Below are 16,809 nucleotides of genomic sequence, written 5' to 3' on the forward strand. Positions count from 1 at the left end.
TTGTCGGCCCCTAGAATCCGCCCGGCACTTTGGTCTCCTTGCCCATCCCGCAGACAGGTTCGACGTCGCGCCGACCCGGCGCGCGACGCATGCCGTCCTCGACCATCCCCTCGATCGCCATGTTCCGGCACCTGCCGGACGCCGAATGCCAGGCTTCCAACACCGCCTTTCTCGCAGATCAGACCCACCATGGATGAACAACTGAAGCAAAGCGCGCTCGCGTATCACCAGAATCCGAAGCCCGGCAAGATTTCGGTCACGCCGACCAAGCCGCTGTCGAACCAGTACGACCTCTCGCTGGCCTATTCGCCGGGCGTGGCGGCCGCCTGCGAGGCGATCCACGCCGATCCGCTCGACGCGCAGAAGTACACCTCGCGCGGCAACCTGGTGGGCGTGGTGACCAACGGCACGGCCGTGCTGGGCCTGGGCAACATCGGCCCGCTGGCCGCCAAGCCGGTGATGGAGGGCAAGGGCTGCCTGTTCAAGAAGTTCGCCGGCATCGACGTGTTCGACATCGAGCTGGCCGAGACCGATCCCGACAAGCTGGTCGAGGCGATCGCGATGCTCGAGCCCACCCTGGGCGGCATCAACCTCGAGGACATCAAGGCGCCCGAGTGCTTCTACATCGAGCAGAAGCTGCGCGAGCGCATGAAGATCCCGGTCTTCCACGACGACCAGCACGGCACCGCGATCATCGCCTCGGCGGCGATCCTCAACGGCCTGAAGGTGGTCGGCAAGTCGCTCGGCGAGATCAAGCTGGTCTGCTCGGGCGCGGGCGCCGCGGCGATCGCCTGCCTGGACCTGCTGGTCAACCTGGGCCTGAACAAGGCCAACGTGCTGGTGACCGATTCGAAGGGCGTGATCCACGAGGGCCGCGGCCAGCTCGATCCGTCCAAGCAGCGCTACGCCGCCAATACCCCGGCGCGCACGTTGGCCGACGCGATCGACGGGGCCGACGTGTTCCTCGGCTGCTCCAGCGCCGGCGTGCTCAAGCCCGAGATGGTGCAGACCATGGGCAGCCAGCCGCTGATCCTCGCGCTGGCCAACCCGGAGCCGGAAATCCGCCCGGAAGCGGCCAAGGCGGTGCGCCCCGACGCGATCGTCGCGACCGGCCGTTCGGACTACCCGAACCAGGTCAACAACGTGCTGTGCTTCCCCTTCATCTTCCGCGGCGCGCTCGATGTCGGCGCGACCACCATCACCGAGGAGATGAAGCTCGCCTGCGTGCGCGCGATCGCCGAGCTGGCGCAGGAAACCGACCAGAGCGAGGAAGTCGCCAAGGCCTATGAGGGCCACTCGCTCGAATTTGGCCCGGACTACCTGATCCCGAAGCCCTTCGACCCGCGCCTGATCATCAAGATCGCGCCGGCGGTGGCGCAGGCCGCGATGGATTCGGGCGTGGCCACGCGCCCGATCGCCGACATGGACGCCTATCGCGAGCAGCTCGGCGCGACCGTCTATCGCACCGGCATGGTGATGCGCCCGGTGTTCACCGCGGCCAAGGCCAAGCAGGCGCGCATCGTGTTCGCCGAGGGCGAGGACGAGCGCGTGCTGCGCGCCGCGCAGTTCGTGCTGCAGGAGAAGATCGCCAAGCCGATCATCGTCGGCCGCCCGGCGGTGGTCGAGATGCGCCTGAAGAAGATCGGCTCGAAGCTGCGCGCCGGCACCGACTTCGAGATCGTCGATCCCGAGGACGATCCGCGCTACCAGCAGTGCTGGCAGGCCTACCACGAGCTCGGCGCGCGCGACGGGGTCACGCCCGAGCTCGCCAAGGCCGCGCTGCGCAAGGCCAATACGCTGATCGGCGCGATCCTGGTCCACCTGGGCGATGCCGACGGCATGATCTGCGGCATGATCGACACCTATCACAGCCATCTCAAGTACGTGGAGCAGGTGCTGGGCCGCGCGCCGGGCGCCGAGCATCTCGCGGCGATGAACCTGCTGATGCTGCCGGGCCGCAATCTGTTCGTCTGCGACACCTATGTCAACGAGCTGCCGAGCGCCGAGCAGCTCGCCGACATGACGATCCAGGCCGCGGCCGAGATCGAGCGCTTCGGCATCACGCCGAAGGCCGCGCTGCTGTCGAACTCGAACTTCGGCAGCGCGCCCTCGGCGTCCTCGCGCCGCATGGGCGAGGCCCGCAAGCTGATCGCGCAGCGCGCGCCGCAGCTCGAGGTGGACGGCGAGATGCACGGCGACGCGGCGCTCTCGGAGGTGGTCCGCAAGGCCGCCTTCCCCGGCACCACGCTGTCGGGCGAGGCGAACCTGCTGATCATGCCGAACGTCGAGGCGGCCAATATCGCCTACAACCTGCTGAAGATGGTGGGCGGCGACGGCGTGACGGTCGGACCGTTCCTGCTCGGCGCGGCCAAGCCGGTGCACATCCTGACGCCGGCGGCGACGGTGCGCCGCATCGTCAACATGACGGCGGTGGCGGCGGCCAACGTCAACAGCGCGGCGCGCTGAGACGGCTCGACGGCGAGGGCGGGCGCGGTGCCTGCCTCGCTTGAATGAAAAAAGCCACGGACCCGATCGGGCCGTGGCTTTTTCATGTGCCGCGCCAGCGTGGCGGCAGCGTCAGGCGACGTGGCGCGTGAGCGCCTGCGGCCCGTTCCACTGCGCGAGCAGCGCCTCCCACTTGGTGCGCACCGCGCGCAGGTTGTTCTCCTTCACGTGGCCGTAGCCGCGAATCCCGTCCGGCAGCTTCGCGAGCTCGAGCGCGAGCGGCAGCCGCTCCGGCGTGAGCCCGGTGAGGATCGTCTCGACCAGGGCCACGTATTCGCCGATCAGCGCGCGCTCGGTGCGCCGTTCCTCGGTGCGGCCGAAGGGATCGAAGGCGGTGCCGCGCAGCCCCTTGAAGCGGGCCAGCAGGCGGAACGCCGTCAGCATCCACGGGCCATAGGCCTTCTTCACCAGATGGCCCTGCGCGTCGCGCCTGGCCAGGATCGGCGGCGCGAGGTGGTAGCGCAGCTTCAGCTCGCCCTCGAACTGCTCGGCCAGCCTGGCCAGGAAGGCCGGGTCCGACTGCAGCCGCGCGACCTCGTACTCGTCCTTGTAGGCCATCAGCTTGTAGAGGTTGCGCGCGACCGCCTCGGTCAGCGGTTCCTGCGTGGCCTCGCCGTCGAGGCGGGCCTCGGCGGCGCGCACGCGCTCGATCACGGCCGAGAAGCGCGCCGCGTAGGCGGCGTTCTGGTAGGCGCCCAGTTGCTCGACACGCTTGGCGATCAGCGTATCGACCGCCTTTTTCGTGTGCAGCGCGATCACCGTGGCGCCGCTGGGCACCACCTGCCTGCCAGCCGCGGCCTGGCGCACGCTGGCCAGGTCATGGGCGGCGCGGCGGCCCCAGTCGAAGGCCGCCAGGTTCTTCTCGACCTGCACGCCGTTGAGCTCGATCGCGCGCGTCAGCGAAGCCAGCGTGAGCGGCAGCCCGCCGCGCTGCCAGGCATAGCCGAGCACGAAGGGGTTGGTGTAGATCGTGTCGCCGAGCAGGGCGGCCGCGAACTGGTCCGCGTCGACCAGGTCGACGAACTCGCCCGCCGCGATCCGGATGTCCTGTTCGGCGCTCGCGCCGGGGAAGGCCCATTGCGGGTTCTTGATGAACTCGGCGGTCGGCGTCCTGGCGCTGTTGACCACCACCCGCGTCGAGCCGTGGCGCATGCGCGAGGTGCATTCGTCGCTGGCCGTCACCAGCGCGTCGCCGCCGATCACGAGATCCGCCTCGCCCATCGCGATGCGCGTGGCGTGGATGTCGGCGGGCGCATGCGCGATCTGCACATGGCTCATCACGGCGCCGCCCTTCTGCGCGAGACCGGTCACGTCGAGCACGGTGACGCCCTTGTTCTCCAGGTGCGCGGCCATGCCGATCAGCGCGCCGATGGTCACCACGCCGGTGCCGCCGACGCCGGTGACCAGCACGCCCCAGGCGCGGCCGATCGCGGGCAGCTCGGGTTCGGGCACCGGCGGCAGCGCGCCGGCATCCACCGCGACCGCCTTCGGCTTCTTCAGCTGGGCGCCCTCGACGCTCACGAAGCTCGGGCAGAAACCCTTGGCGCAGGAGAAATCCTTGTTGCAGGTCGACTGGTTGATCTGCCGCTTGGTGCCGAACTCGGTCTCGAGCGGCTCGACCGACAGGCAGTTCGACTGCACCGAGCAGTCGCCGCAGCCTTCGCAGACCGCCTCGTTGATCACCACGCGTTTGGCCGGATCCGGGTAGGCGCCGCGCTTGCGGCGGCGGCGCTTCTCGGTGGCGCAGGTCTGGTCGTAGATCAGGATGCTGGTGCCGGCGATCTCGCGCAGCTCGCGCTGCACGGCGTCGAGCGTGTCGCGATGGTGGATCGTCACGCCCGGCGCGAGCAGGTCGGTCTTGCCCTGGTACTTCTCCGGCTCGTCGCTGACGATCACGATCCGCGCGGCGCCCTCGGCCGCCACCTGGTGGGTGATCTGCGGCACGGTCAGGGTGCCGTCCACGGGCTGGCCGCCGGTCATCGCCACCGCGTCGTTGTAGAGGATCTTGTAGGTGATGTTGGCCTTCGAGGCGATCGCCGCGCGCACCGCCAGCAGGCCCGAGTGGAAGTAGGTGCCGTCGCCGAGGTTGGCGAACACGTGCTTTTCCTCGGTGAAGGGCGCCTGGCCGATCCAGGGCACGCCTTCGCCGCCCATCTGGCTGAAGGTGCTGGTATTGCGGTCCATCCACACCGTCATGTAGTGGCAGCCGATCCCGGCGATCGCGCGCGAGCCTTCGGGCACCACCGTCGAGGTGTTGTGCGGACAGCCCGAGCAGAACCAGGGCTTGCGCTCGGCGGTGACGTGCGGCCGGGCCAGCGCGGCCTCCTTGGCCTGGATCACGGCGATCCGCGCGGCGATGCGCGCACGCACCTCGGCGGGCAGCTCGAACTTCTCGAGCCGCGTCGCGATCGCCTTGGCGATGATGGCGGGCGAGAGCTCGTAATGCGCCGGCAGCAGCCAGTTGCCCATCGGCACCGACCATTCGCCGCCCGCGCCGTCCTTCTCGTCGAACTTGCCGAAGATGCGCGGGCGCTGGCCGTCGGGCCAGTTGTACAGCTCTTCCTTGATCGCGTATTCGAGGATCTGGCGTTTTTCCTCCACCACCAGGATCTCGTCGAGGCCGCGCGCGAACTGCTGCGCGCCCTGTGCTTCGAGCGGCCAGACGCAGCCGACCTTGTAGAGCCGGATGCCGATCCGCGCGCAGGTCTGGTCATCGAGGCCGAGGTCGGTGAGCGCCTGGCGCACGTCCAGGTAGGCCTTGCCGGCCGTCATGATGCCGAAGCGCGCCTGCGGCGAATCGATCTCGATGCGGTCGAGCCGGTTGGCGCGCACGTAGGCGAGGGCCGCGTACCACTTGTGGTCGATCATCCGCGCTTCCTGCACCAGCGGTGGATCGGGCCAGCGGATGTTGAGCCCGCCCTCGGGCATCAGGAAGTCCTCGGGCAACACGATATTGGCGCGATGCGGGTCGATGTCGACCGAGGCCGAGGATTCGACCACGTCGGTGACGCACTTGAGCGAGACCCACAGCCCCGAATAGCGGCTCATGGCCCAGCCGTGCAGGCCGAAATCGAGGTATTCCTGGACGTTCGAGGGATACAGCACCGGCAGGCCGCAGGCCTTCAGCAGGTGCTCGGACTGGTGCGCGAGGGTCGAGGACTTGGCGGCGTGGTCGTCGCCGGCCAGCACCAGCACCCCGCCGTGCGGCGAGCTGCCGGCCGAGTTGGCATGCTTGAGCACGTCGCCAGAGCGGTCGACGCCGGGGCCCTTGCCGTACCACATGCCGAACACGCCGTCGTATTTCGCGCCGGGGTAGAGGTTGACCTGCTGCGTGCCCCATACGGCGGTCGCGGCGAGGTCCTCGTTGAGGCCGGGCTGGAACACGATGCGGTGCGCGGCCAGGTGCTTCTGGGCTTTCCAGAGCGACTGGTCGAGGCCGCCGAGCGGCGAGCCGCGATAGCCGGAAATGAAACCGGCGGTATTGAGGCCGGCGGCACGGTCGCGTTCCTGCTGCAGCATCGGCAGCCGGACCAGCGCCTGCACGCCGCTCATGTAGGCACGGCCGCGCTCGAGCGTGTATTTGTCGTCGAGCGTGACCGATTGAAGCGCGGCTTCCAGCGTCGCGCGCTGGCCGGCGTCTAGCGGGGCATTCATTACTACGTCTCCTCCACCCGTTTGGGATCACCAAAACTGTCGGCATCGGCGTCTTGTGGACGCACATTGGCCGGGGCGCCATATTGGCGGGTTTCGGAAAATGGTATCACTGGTGGAAACCCGCCGTTTGTTGCGTTTTTTGTGGCGAATCCTTGCGATCTGCCTGCGATTTCCTGCGTTACATCATGTAAAAGCATGTAAAGCCCCGGGCCGCGCCGGGGGTTTCCGTTTAGTCTATTGCGCTGCCGGCAATGGTCGGGCCCCAACGATGGCCCTGGAATGGAGAGAGCCAGCCGGCTGATACAACGGAGGTTCCATGAATACGCGTCATATCCAGAATTTCTTGATGGTGTCGACCGCGTTCTTCGCGATGACCGGTCCGCTGCGCTCGCAAGGCGCGAGCGCCCTGGCCGCGGCGAGCGCGCCGATGCTGCAGATCACGCCCGCGGGCGACGCGATCGCGCCGGCCGGCGTGACGGCCACCACGCAGGTGAGCGGAGCGCCGAAAGCCTGAGATCGAGCCGGCGCCGCGCGTCGTCGTCTTGCCTGATAACGAGAAGGGCGGAAATCTTGCGATTTCCGCCCTTTTTCATTGCCGGTCGCGCGCCCGGCGGCGCCTCGGCATCTGGCCGTCAGGCCTTGTCCTGCACCACGCCGCGCCGGATCTGGTCCAGCTCGATCGATTCGAACAAGGCCTTGAAGTTGCCCTCGCCGAAACCCTGGTTGCCCTTGCGCTGGATGATCTCGAAGAAGATCGGCCCGATCTGGTTCTCGGTGAAGATCTGCAGCAGCAGGTCGTCGTGCGCGCCGTCGATCAGGATCTTGCGCTTGCGCAGCTCGGCCAGCGGCTCGCCGTGGTTGGGCACGCGCCGGTCGACCAGCTCGTAGTAGGTGTCGATGGTGTCGAGCAGGCTGACCTCGCTGCCGCGCAGCCCGTCGACGGTGCGATAGATGTCGTCGCTGCCCAGCGCGATGTGCTGGATCCCCTCGCCGTGATAGGCGTCGAGATATTCCTGGATCTGGCCCGGCGTGTCCGAGCCTTCCTCGTTGATCGGGATGCGGATCTTGCCGCAGGGCGAGGTCATCGCCTTCGACTTCACGCCCGTCACCTTGCCCTCGATATCGAAGTAGCGCACCTCGCGGAAGTTGAACAGGCGCTCGTAGAACTCGGCCCATTCGGCCATCCGGCCGCGGTGGACGTTGTGGGTGAGGTGGTCGATATAGGTCAGGCCATGGCCGACGGGGGCCGGGTCGGCGCCCGGGATCGGCTCGAAATCGACGTCGTAGATCCCGATGTCGCCGATGCTGCCGGGCTGCGCGCCGTTCTTGCCGCGCCAGCGGTCGACGAAGTAGATCAGCGAGTCGCCGACGCCCTTGATGGCGGGAATGTTCAGCTCCATCGGGCCGGTCTTGTTGTCGAAACCCCAGGCGCCGAGTTCGAGCGCGCGGCGATAGGCCTGCGCGGCATCCTGCACGCGGAACGCGATCGCGCAGATCGAGGGGCCGTGCAGGCGGGCGAAGCGCTGCGCGAAGGAATCGGGCTCGGCGTTGATGATGAAGTTGATCTCGCCCTGGCGGTACAGCGTGACGTCCTTGTGGCGGTGACGCGCGATCGCGCGGAAGCCCATGCGCTCGAACAGCTGGCCGAGTGCCTTCGGGTCCGGCGCGGTGTATTCGATGAATTCGAAGCCGTCGGTGCCGACGGGATTGTCCCAGGTGGGAACTTGCATGCTGTCTCCTGATGTTCGGATACATCGATCGTGGGGGCGGCGAGCCGCCGCATGCAAAACAGTGTAGGCGGGCGATGCGGGCAATTACTTGCGAAATTAATCGTGCCCCGATACGATTGCGCAACTTTCAACCAATAACAATCGAACTGGGGGAGAAAAATGGCGCGTGTCGAATTGGACGCCATCGACCGGCGGATCCTGGCGATCCTGCAGGAGAACGGCCGGCTGTCGAACCAGGAGATCGCCGAGCGCGTGAACCTGTCGCCCAGCCCCTGCCTGCGCCGGATCCGGCGTCTCGAGGAAATGGGCGTGATCACCAACTACGTGGCCTTGCTCGACCCGAAGCGACTCGGGCTCGACCTGCTGGCCTATGTCAGCGTGCGGCTCGAGAAGCGCGGCGGCGTGGCCGCCGGCGAGGGCGGCGCCACCCATTCGGAGCGCTTTCGCGCGGCCGTGCAGGCCTGGCCCGAGGTGGTGGCCTGCCACGCGATGACGGGCGACATGGATTACCTGCTGCGCGTGCAGGTCGAGGACATGGCGCATTTCTCGCGCTTCGTGCAGGAGCAGTTGCTGCACCATCCCTCGGTGATCGACGTGAAGACCAGCTTCGCGCTGGAGAGCTTCAAGGAAACCACGGCGCTGCCGATCCGCTGATTTCCTCGGCGCGGGCGGAGCATGACGGCGGTCAACGAAACGGGCGACCCGCTTGCGGGCCGCCCGTTCTGGATTCTGGATTTTGGTGCGGCAAGACTGCCGGGCCGGGGCGGCCCGGAGGATTCGGGCCTCAGGCGGCCAGCCCCGCCGGCAGCATCGATTCGAACATCTGCGTGGCGCGGCGCGCCTGGCGCTTCATCGCGTAGTCGAACACGGCAGCCTGCTCCTGCAGCATTTCGGCGATGATCGTCGAGTGGTCGGCGGGCGGCAGCGACAGGTAGGCATCGGCCTCGCCGCAGGCGTATTCGATCCGCATGCCCGACTTCTTCGCGATATGCATCATGGTCGCGTTGCGCGACAGGCAGTGCATGTAGAGCGTCGAGACGTGGGTGTTGCGGCTGCGGATCGCCGCGCGCTCGAACAGCCGCGTGCCGACCCCCTGGCCGCGCGCCGATTCGAGCACCGAGACGCCGAATTCGGCGGTGCGCTTGTCGCCCTCGTCGGGCAGGTAGGCCAGGTGGCCGACGCCGACCAGCTCGAGCGCGGCGTCGAACACGCCGAACACGGTGTCGCGGCCGAAATCGATGGTGCGCACGTAATTCTCGATGACGTGGTTCGGCACGATCTGGCCGAAGCGCAGCAGGCGATCTTCATCGTCGAGCGCCATGAAATGCGTGAGCATCTGCTCACGGTCGGTGGAAGCCAGTTCCCGGACGAGAACCGGCGCCTGCCCGACCTTGCCGATCGGGTCGGCGGGGCGGAGAGGGAGCGTGTTCATCGTGGGTTCCTCAGAGACCGTACAGCCGGGTTGTGCAATGCAGCAGCATTCTAACCGAACGGTACACGTCGGATCAGGGAAAACCCGGATTCGTGTGGAGGAGGTCTTCTAAAGATATGCAACGATCGCCGGAAGTTTTTGATTTTTTGGCGATAATCGTTTCATCAGATGATATATGTGGCGATGTGCCACATGTGCCTTGGGCGCAACGCTCGCGGCACGTTTGCTGCTCCGCAGTATTTGTCCCTTGTTTTCTCGCCTTCCGGCCCCCTGCGGCGGCCCGGGGTTCGCTCAGGCCTCGCCGCCGAGCCCTCGCTCGATCAGCTCGATCACCTGCTCGGCGAAATCGCGGTAGCCGAGGCGGCCGCCCGGTTTCAGCCAGGTGAAGGTCCAGTTGATCATGCCGAACACCATCATGGTGACCGAGGTCTGGTTCTGCTTCGAGACGCGGCCCGGGTAGGCGCGCTCGATCTGGCGCGTGAAGGCGGCGACGATATCGCGCTGGCGATCGAGGATCACCTGCCGCTGCGTGTTCTCGAGGTATTTGACGTCGTTGAGCAGCGCCACGTGGCGGCTGTGCGAGGTTTCGTATTCGACCAGGAAGGCGCGGATCAGCTCGGCGAAGGCGTCGCGCTCGCTGAGCCCGCGGCGCTGGCTGGCCCCCTCGACCTCGGCGATGATCAGCATCAGCCGCGTGGTGTAGCGGTCGAGCAGGTCGAACAGGATCGCTTCCTTGCCCTCGTAGTAATGGTAGAGACGCGCCTTCGAGGTGCCGCTGGCGGCGGCGAGGTCGGTCATCGAGGTGCTGGGGTAGCTGGTCTGCGCGAACTTCGCGGCCGCGAGGTCGAGAATCTGCTCGCGTTGGGATTCGTGGTCGGGCGCTCGGGTGCGGGCCATGGCGTGGATCGAAAAGGTCGGGCGGCGGGGCGCCGCCCGTTGGCGCGATAGTGCGCCAAGGGAATTGTACGCAAGGGCGGGCGCGGGCCCGCCGGTGCTTCAGTGCAGCGCGTCGGCAGGCACCGCGCGCAGCGAGATCTCGCGCAGGCGGTCGACATGCGGATTCTCGCCCTGCAGCTCGAGGCGGCCCGCCGCGACCAGTTCGCGGCAGCGCCAGAACGCCACGCTGTCGCTGACCACCAGGTGGCCGCGGTCGGCGTAGGCCATCACCGCGCCCACCACGCGCGCGGCCGGCTGCCAGTCTTCCCCGGCATGTTCGAGCACCAGCGCGTCGATATCGGCGTAATGGCCGCTCTTGAAGGTGTTGTCGATCCAGTAGCGCAGCTCGGCGTTGGCCTGCTTGGCCTCCTGCCATTCGAGCGCGAGCCGGCTGATGCGCAGCACCGAGATCGGCGCGGCTTCGGGCAGTTTCGCGGCCAGATGCTCGGGGGAGAACAGGCCCGTCGAGACCGGGCGCTCGCCGATCCGCTCTCGCGTGTCGGCGTCGAGATCGGCCACCGAGAGCCGCACCTCGTTGAGCCGCTGGGGCGCGTTGCGCAGGTGGTAGGCCACGCGCCGCAGCATCAACTGGTCGGCGGCGCTTTGCGCGTGCCAGATCACCACCTGGCCGGCGCCGGCCGCGAGCTCGGCCAGCTTGTCGAGTTCGCCGGCCAACTGGGCGGGCCAGTCGAACAGCTCGCCGGGCAGCAGCTTTTCCCAGAAGGCGGCGCGTGTCGCGGACGCGTCGTCGATGCCGCGCAAGGGGCCGACGGCGAGATCGTCGAGGAGTTCGACCACGGAATCGGTGCGGCCGGCCGAAGCCAGCGCGTTGCGTAGCGAGGCGGCGGCGGAGCCGCCGATGGTGACGTGAAGAATGCTCATCTGCCGAAGATCAACGAAGAAGGGCCGCCTGGCGGCCGGGCTGGTGTGCCCCGGTCCGTCTGGCGGCCCTTAGTGTAAGCGAGATGCCGTGTCACGAGATACCGCGCCGCGCGCGGCGATGACGACGCTCAACGTTCGTCGTAGCTGACCACCACCTTGTCGCTGATCGGGTGGCACTGGCAGGTCAGCACGAAGCCGTCGCTCACCTCGTGCGCTTCGAGCGTGTAGTTCTTGTCCATCCGCACCTCGCCCTCGAGCACCTTCGCGCGGCAGGTGCAGCAGACGCCGCCCTTGCAGGCATAGGGCAGCGCCAGGCCCGCGCGCAGGCCGATATCGAGCAGGCTCGGGCCCTCGTAGGGCAGGCGCAGCTTGCGCGTCTTGCCGTCGATCACGATCTCGAGCGCGGCGGCCGGCGTGGTTTCGGTGATTTCCACCGCCGGCGCGCCGGCCTGCGGCAGCGGCGTGCCGAAGCGCTCGACGTGGACCCGCTCCGGCGCCACGCCGGCCGCGGCCAGCGCGGCCTCGGCCGCGTCCATCATCGGCGCCGGGCCGCAGATGAAGGCCTCGTCGATCGAATCGGGCGGCACCAGCGTGTCGAGGAAGGCCGCGCACTTGGCCTGGTCGAGCACGCCGTTGAACAGCTCGACGTCCTGCTGCTCGTCGGACAGCACGTGGTAGAGCGCGAAACGCTGCATGAAGCGGTTCTTCAGGTCTTCCAGGCCTTCGGCGAACATGATCGAATCGACGCTGCGATTGCCGTAGATCAGCGTGAAGCGGCTGCGCGGCTCCAGTTCGAGCGTGGTGCGGATGATGGCCAGCACCGGCGTGATGCCCGAACCGCCGGAGAAGGCCAGGTAGTGCTTGCCGGCTTCGGCGTTCAGGTGCGTGAAGAAACGGCCGTCGGGCGTCATCACCTCGATGCTGTGGCCGGCCTTCAGCGTGTCGAAGGCGAAGTTCGAGAAGCGGCCGCCGCGCACGCGCTTGATGCCGATGCGCAACTCGCCGTCGCGTTCGTAGTCGGTGGTGCCGACGCAGATCGAATAGGAGCGGCGCGTTTCCTCGCCGTCGATGTGCGCCTTCAGGGTGACGAACTGCCCTTGCGTGAAGCGATATTGCTCGCGCAGTCCGAGCGGAACCTCGAACGAGACCGTCACCGCGTCGGCCGTCTCGGGCTGCACCTCGCGGATGCGCAGCGGATGGAATTGCGGAGTCGCCATGTCAGTAGGGCTTGAAGTAGTCGAAGGGTTCGCGGCAGTCGAGGCAGCGATAGAGCGCCTTGCAGGCCGTCGACGCGAACTGGGCGAGGCGCTCGGTATGGACCGAGCCGCAGCGTGGGCAGGCCGGCGCGGCCGGGGGTTTCGGCGCGAAGCGGATCACTTTCGAGGTGCCGCCGGGGTTCGGGGCGGGGCTGCCGCAGTTGCCGATCGGCGGCGCGATGCCATAGGCGCGCAGCTTGTCGCGGGCAGCCTCGCTGATCCAGTCGGTGGTCCAGGCCGGCGACAGCACGGTGACGATCCGGTGGGCGGGCGCGCCGATCCGCGCGAGCGCGGCCTCGATGTCCTCGGCGATCTGCGACATGGCCGGGCAGCCCGAGTAGGTCGGCGTGATCACGATCTCGAGCAGGCCGTCGTCGGCTTCGCGCAGTTCACGCAGGATGCCGAGTTCGCGGATCGAGACCACCGGAATCTCGGGATCGGGCACGGTGTCGAGCGCGGCGCGGATCGCGACGAGATCGGGGGCCGGGGCGGGGTTGGCTGGCGCGGGCATGGCGGCTTTCGTCGGCGTGGCGGCGTGCATGCTCAGCTCACCAGCTCGCACCCGGATGCTGGCGCGCCAGGCTCTGCATCTGCGCGAGCAGGAAGCCCATGTGCTCGGAGTGCTCGCCGAGCTTGCCGGTGCTGACGTGCGCCACCGGCGGCGGTGCGTCCAGCGTGGCTTCGGCGAGTGCCGCGTCGACGTCGGCGCGCCAGGCGGCTTCGAGCGTGTCCGCAGCGGGCGCGATGCCGGCCGTCGCGACCTCGCGCTCGACCGCGTCGACGGCAAAGCATTCGCGGGTATAGGGCATCAAATAGTCGAGCGCAGCCTGCGCGCGGCGATGCGAGGCTTCGGTGCCGTCGCCGAGCCGGATCAGCCATTCGCGCGCGTGATGCTCGTGGTAGCGCGTCTCCTTGATCGATTTCGCGGCGATCGCGGCCAGCTGGGCGTCGTTCGAGGCCTCGAGCGCGGTCCAGAGGTGCAGCATCAGCGTCGCGTAGAGGAAGTTGCGCACGATCGTCACGGCGTAGTCGCGGTCGGCCTGGGCCGTTCCGCTCAAGGGGCCGTGATGCGGCAGCTCGACCAGCGTCAGGTTGGTGAATTCGTGCTCGCCGCGGAAATAGGCGTAGTCGTCCTCGGTCTTCGCGGTGCCGGTCAGCGCGCGTTCGAGGTCGGCCGCGTGGGCATAGAGCAGTCGCGCCTGGCCGACCAGGTCGAGGCTCATGTTGGTCAGCGCGATGTCCTCTTCGAGGATCGGGCCGTGCCCGCACCACTCGGCATTGCGCTGACCGAGGATCAGCGCGCTGTCGGCGAGGCGCAGCACGTAGGCAAGATGGGAGGCCGGGTTCGTCGTCATCGCGGGCTTACATGTGGTTGACTTCGTCGGGCAGCGTGTAGAAGGTCGGGTGGCGGTAGATCTTGTCGCCGGCGGGTTCGAACAGCTCCGCCTTCTCGTTCGGATCGGATGCCGTGATCGCCGCCGACGGCACCACCCAGATGCTCACGCCTTCCTGGCGGCGCGTGTAGACGTCGCGCGCCATGCGCAGCGCCATCGAGGCGTCGGCGGCGTGCAGGCTGCCGCAGTGCTTGTGATCGAGCCCCTGCTTGCTGCGCACGAATACTTCCCAGATCGGCCATTCCTGTTTCATGTCTGTCTCCTGCTGGATGAGGGGCGGTTTCAGGCGGCCTGCCGTTCGGCACGGCGCGCGCGTTTCTCGGCATGGGCGAGCGCGGCTTCGCGGACCCAGGCGCCGTCGTCGTGGGCCTTCACGCGGGTGGCGAGGCGCTCGCGGTTGCAGGGGCCGTCGCCGTTGACGACACGCCAGAACTCGTCCCAGTCGATCACGCCATAGTCGTAATGGCCGCGCGATTCGTTCCACGCCAGATCCGGATCGGGGAAGCTCACGCCGAGCACACGGGCCTGCTCGACCGCCGCGTCGACGAATTTCTGGCGGAGGTCGTCGTTCGAGATCCGCTTGATGCCCCATTTGGCCGACTGGTTGCTGTGGACCGAATCGGCATCGCTCGGGCCGAACATCATCAGCACCGGCCACCACCAGCGGTTCACCGCCTGCTGGACCATCTCGCGCTGCGCCGGCGTGCCGGCCATCATCGCCAGCAGCGCGTCGAAACCCTGGCGCTGGTGGAAGGATTCTTCCTTGCAGATGCGGATCATGGCGCGTGCATAGGGGCCGTAGGTGCAGCGGCAAAGCGGGATCTGGTTCATGATCGCGGCACCGTCAACCAGCCAGCCGATCACACCGACATCGGCCCAGCTCGGCGTGGGGTAGTTGAAGATGCTCGAATACTTGGCCTTGCCGGCGTGCAGCGCGTCGACCAAGGTGTCGCGCGAGACGCCAAGCGTTTCGGCCGCGCTATAAAGATAAAGACCGTGCCCGGCTTCGTCCTGCACCTTGGCGAGCAGGATCGCCTTGCGCTTGAGGCTGGGCGCGCGCGTGATCCAGTTGCCCTCGGGAAGCATGCCGACGATCTCGGAATGCGCGTGCTGGGAAATCTGGCGTACCAACGTCTTGCGATAGGCCTCCGGCATCCAGTCCTGCGGCTCGATCTTGCCGTCGGCGCCGATCACGGCGTCGAAGCGCGCCTGCTCGGGAGAGGCGGTGGCGTTCGTGCCAGCAGCGTCGGCGGGGGCCGGCTGGCCGGGGAGGTCGAGGGATTGCGTATACATGGCGATCGTCCCGTTCGGGGAGAAGGTAGAGCGCAGTATAAACCAACCGTCCGGTCGGTTAATTAATTTTTAGAGATATCGGATGGCTTGCGCTCCACTGGGCCTGGATCGGCGGCGATGCAAAAACCGGGGCGATATCGGGCACAATCGACCACTTTCCCGTACTTCCCGGTGAGCCGGATCGAATCATGAGTTTCCGTCGTCGTTTGTTGCCGGCCGTTGTCGGCGGTCTTGCGTTGTGGTGGGCTGGCGCGGCAAGCGCCGCGGATGGGGATGCGTCGCGCTGGGTGGCGGCCTGGGCCACCGCGCTGCAGCCGATTCCTGAACTGGCTTCGCCGCCTCCTCTATATAGAGCGCCTGAAGTCGCGGGTCGGACGCTGCGCGAGATCGTCTATCCGAGTGCGGCCGGCGACAAGATCAGGGTGCGGATCAGCAACGCCTATGGGCGAGCGCCGTTGTCGATCGGATCGGCGCGGATCGCGCGTTCCGCGGGGACGGCCGCGGTGCGGGGCGACATCGCCGCGCAACTGAGCTTCGGTGGGCGGCGCGATGTCGTGCTGGCGCCGGGCGAGGAGCGCGACAGCGATCCGGTCTCGTTGCCGGTGGAGGCCGGCGCGCCGTATGCGATCAGCCTGTTCGTCCATGGCGAGCAGAAGCTGACGGCCTGGCATCGCGTCTCGAACCAGATCAACTATGTCTCGACGCCGGGCGACCATGCCGCGGATACGAGCGGGGACGCCTATAAGGTTCGGATCACCCAGTCAGCCTGGGTCAGCGAACTGGCGGTCGAGGCCGGGCCTAACGCGGTAGGTGCGATCGCGGCGGTTGGCGACTCGATCACCGATGGCATGCGTTCGAGCCTGAATCGCAACCGGCGCTGGCCGGACGGGCTCGATCGCCGGCTCGACGCGGCCGGCGCGCGCCAATGGGGCGTTGTCAATCTCGGGATCAGCGGGAATCGCTTGCTGAGCGACTCGGCCTGTTATGGCGTCGCGCTCGAGCGCAGGTTCGAGCGCGATGTCCTTGCCCGCTCGGGGGTGAAGGCGGCCGTGCTGCTGGTCGGGATCAACGACATCAATTTCCAGGCGATGCCGCCGCGCGCCGGCCTCGACTGCGATGCGCCGCATACGAAGGTCGATGCGCGGGCTTTGATCCAGGGATATCGCCATCTGATCGCGAGCGCCCACGCGAAAGGAATCGCCTTGTTTGGTGCGACGCTGACGCCGGCGTCCTTGCCTGCGGAGCGTGAGGCGATTCGTGTCGAGGTGAATCACTGGATCCGGACCTCGGGGGCGTTCGATGGCGTGGTCGATTTCGATGCCGCGCTGCGCGACCCCTCGCGACCGCAGATCATGCAACGTCGTTACGACAGTGGAGACAACATCCATCCGAGCGACGCAGGTTATGCGGCCATGGCGGATGCGGTGCCGATCGACAAGCTGCTGGAGGCCGCGAAGCAGCGTTGAGTCGCGATGAAAAACGAGCGCCGTCATGGTGCCCGAATTTTTTTAACAAAGTTCTTAAAAAAGACTTGCGTGCCTGCTAAAGCCTGCTTAGAATCACGCCTCTTTCGCGCTAACGGAAACGCGGCACGAAAGAGGAAGCAAGGTTGGACAAGTCGAGCGCCTGAGCAGTTGGCCGCTGATTCGTTTGGCTGAGAAGTGATCGACGAAGTCTGTTGATCGCGGCGCTGAAAAAAGTAGTTGACGCGCTGCGAAATGTTGATC

At 67.3% G+C, this 16,809-nt stretch carries 15 protein-coding genes; 4 read left to right on the forward strand and 11 right to left on the reverse strand.

Annotated features, from left to right (window positions below; all coding sequences use genetic code 11):
- The first annotated feature begins 189 nt into the window (after positions 1 to 189).
- Positions 190 to 2,466, forward strand: a complete 2,277-nt coding sequence (locus F3J18_RS20965; RefSeq protein WP_025101192.1) for an NADP-dependent malic enzyme — start codon at positions 190 to 192, stop codon at positions 2,464 to 2,466.
- A 111-nt stretch (positions 2,467 to 2,577) separates the two neighbouring features.
- Here the strand turns inward: F3J18_RS20965 and F3J18_RS20970 are convergent, their stop codons facing one another.
- The gene (locus tag F3J18_RS20970) at positions 2,578 to 6,159 is read right to left on the reverse strand and encodes an indolepyruvate ferredoxin oxidoreductase family protein (protein ID WP_166913973.1); all 3,582 of its coding nucleotides are present in this window, start codon (positions 6,157 to 6,159) and stop codon (positions 2,578 to 2,580) included.
- A gap of 316 nt (positions 6,160 to 6,475) precedes the next feature.
- Here F3J18_RS20970 and F3J18_RS20975 point away from each other — a divergent pair, with 316 nt between their 5' ends.
- Positions 6,476 to 6,673, forward strand: coding sequence for a hypothetical protein (locus F3J18_RS20975; RefSeq protein WP_025101190.1), 198 nt, complete (start codon positions 6,476 to 6,478; stop codon positions 6,671 to 6,673).
- 118 nt (positions 6,674 to 6,791) lie between these two features.
- On the opposite strand, the gene hppD is transcribed toward F3J18_RS20975, so the two are convergent.
- Positions 6,792 to 7,889: a 4-hydroxyphenylpyruvate dioxygenase gene (hppD, locus tag F3J18_RS20980; RefSeq protein WP_025101189.1), complete on the reverse strand. Its 1,098-nt coding sequence runs from the start codon at positions 7,887 to 7,889 to the stop codon at positions 6,792 to 6,794.
- 159 nt (positions 7,890 to 8,048) lie between these two features.
- On the opposite strand from hppD, the gene F3J18_RS20985 reads away from it, so the two are divergent.
- A complete protein-coding gene (locus tag F3J18_RS20985; protein WP_017919523.1) occupies positions 8,049 to 8,543 on the forward strand; it encodes an Lrp/AsnC family transcriptional regulator in 495 nt (164 codons plus the stop codon).
- A gap of 130 nt (positions 8,544 to 8,673) precedes the next feature.
- Here the strand turns inward: F3J18_RS20985 and F3J18_RS20990 are convergent, their stop codons facing one another.
- The 8 genes from F3J18_RS20990 to paaA form a co-directional block, all read right to left on the reverse strand.
- Positions 8,674 to 9,321 (reverse strand): GNAT family N-acetyltransferase, encoded by a 648-nt coding sequence (locus tag F3J18_RS20990; RefSeq protein ID WP_013696340.1) that lies wholly within the window; start codon positions 9,319 to 9,321, stop codon positions 8,674 to 8,676.
- A 291-nt stretch (positions 9,322 to 9,612) separates the two neighbouring features.
- Positions 9,613 to 10,218, reverse strand: a complete 606-nt coding sequence (locus F3J18_RS20995; protein WP_017919524.1) for a TetR/AcrR family transcriptional regulator — start codon at positions 10,216 to 10,218, stop codon at positions 9,613 to 9,615.
- A gap of 99 nt (positions 10,219 to 10,317) precedes the next feature.
- On the reverse strand, positions 10,318 to 11,139 hold the full coding sequence (locus F3J18_RS21000) for a DUF1835 domain-containing protein (protein ID WP_025101187.1): 822 nt from the start codon (positions 11,137 to 11,139) through the stop codon (positions 10,318 to 10,320).
- A 128-nt stretch (positions 11,140 to 11,267) separates the two neighbouring features.
- A complete protein-coding gene (gene paaE, locus F3J18_RS21005) occupies positions 11,268 to 12,356 on the reverse strand; it encodes a 1,2-phenylacetyl-CoA epoxidase subunit PaaE (RefSeq protein WP_166913975.1) in 1,089 nt (362 codons plus the stop codon).
- 1 nt (position 12,357) lies between these two features.
- The gene (gene paaD / locus F3J18_RS21010; protein ID WP_240154632.1) at positions 12,358 to 12,906 is read right to left on the reverse strand and encodes a 1,2-phenylacetyl-CoA epoxidase subunit PaaD; all 549 of its coding nucleotides are present in this window, start codon (positions 12,904 to 12,906) and stop codon (positions 12,358 to 12,360) included.
- Positions 12,907 to 12,943: 37 nt separating this feature from the next.
- Complete coding sequence (paaC, locus tag F3J18_RS21015; RefSeq protein WP_166913979.1) at positions 12,944 to 13,750, reverse strand: 1,2-phenylacetyl-CoA epoxidase subunit PaaC; 807 nt, start codon at positions 13,748 to 13,750, stop codon at positions 12,944 to 12,946.
- Positions 13,751 to 13,757: 7 nt separating this feature from the next.
- Positions 13,758 to 14,042 (reverse strand): 1,2-phenylacetyl-CoA epoxidase subunit PaaB, encoded by a 285-nt coding sequence (gene paaB, locus F3J18_RS21020; protein ID WP_025101183.1) that lies wholly within the window; start codon positions 14,040 to 14,042, stop codon positions 13,758 to 13,760.
- A gap of 29 nt (positions 14,043 to 14,071) precedes the next feature.
- Positions 14,072 to 15,082: a 1,2-phenylacetyl-CoA epoxidase subunit PaaA gene (gene paaA / locus F3J18_RS21025; protein ID WP_166913981.1), complete on the reverse strand. Its 1,011-nt coding sequence runs from the start codon at positions 15,080 to 15,082 to the stop codon at positions 14,072 to 14,074.
- 188 nt (positions 15,083 to 15,270) lie between these two features.
- Here paaA and F3J18_RS21030 point away from each other — a divergent pair, with 188 nt between their 5' ends.
- Positions 15,271 to 16,548 carry an SGNH/GDSL hydrolase family protein gene (locus tag F3J18_RS21030; RefSeq protein ID WP_166913983.1) on the forward strand — a complete coding sequence of 426 codons (1,278 nt, stop codon included), beginning with the start codon at positions 15,271 to 15,273 and terminating at the stop codon, positions 16,546 to 16,548.
- Between the two features lie 23 nt (positions 16,549 to 16,571).
- On the opposite strand, the gene F3J18_RS37860 is transcribed toward F3J18_RS21030, so the two are convergent.
- Positions 16,572 to 16,809: hypothetical protein (locus F3J18_RS37860; protein ID WP_205195517.1), on the reverse strand; the 238-nt coding region annotated here is incomplete at its 5' end.

This window comes from Burkholderia sp. Ax-1720, from assembly GCF_011753035.1.
In the GTDB taxonomy this organism is placed as follows: domain Bacteria; phylum Pseudomonadota; class Gammaproteobacteria; order Burkholderiales; family Burkholderiaceae; genus Burkholderia; species Burkholderia gladioli.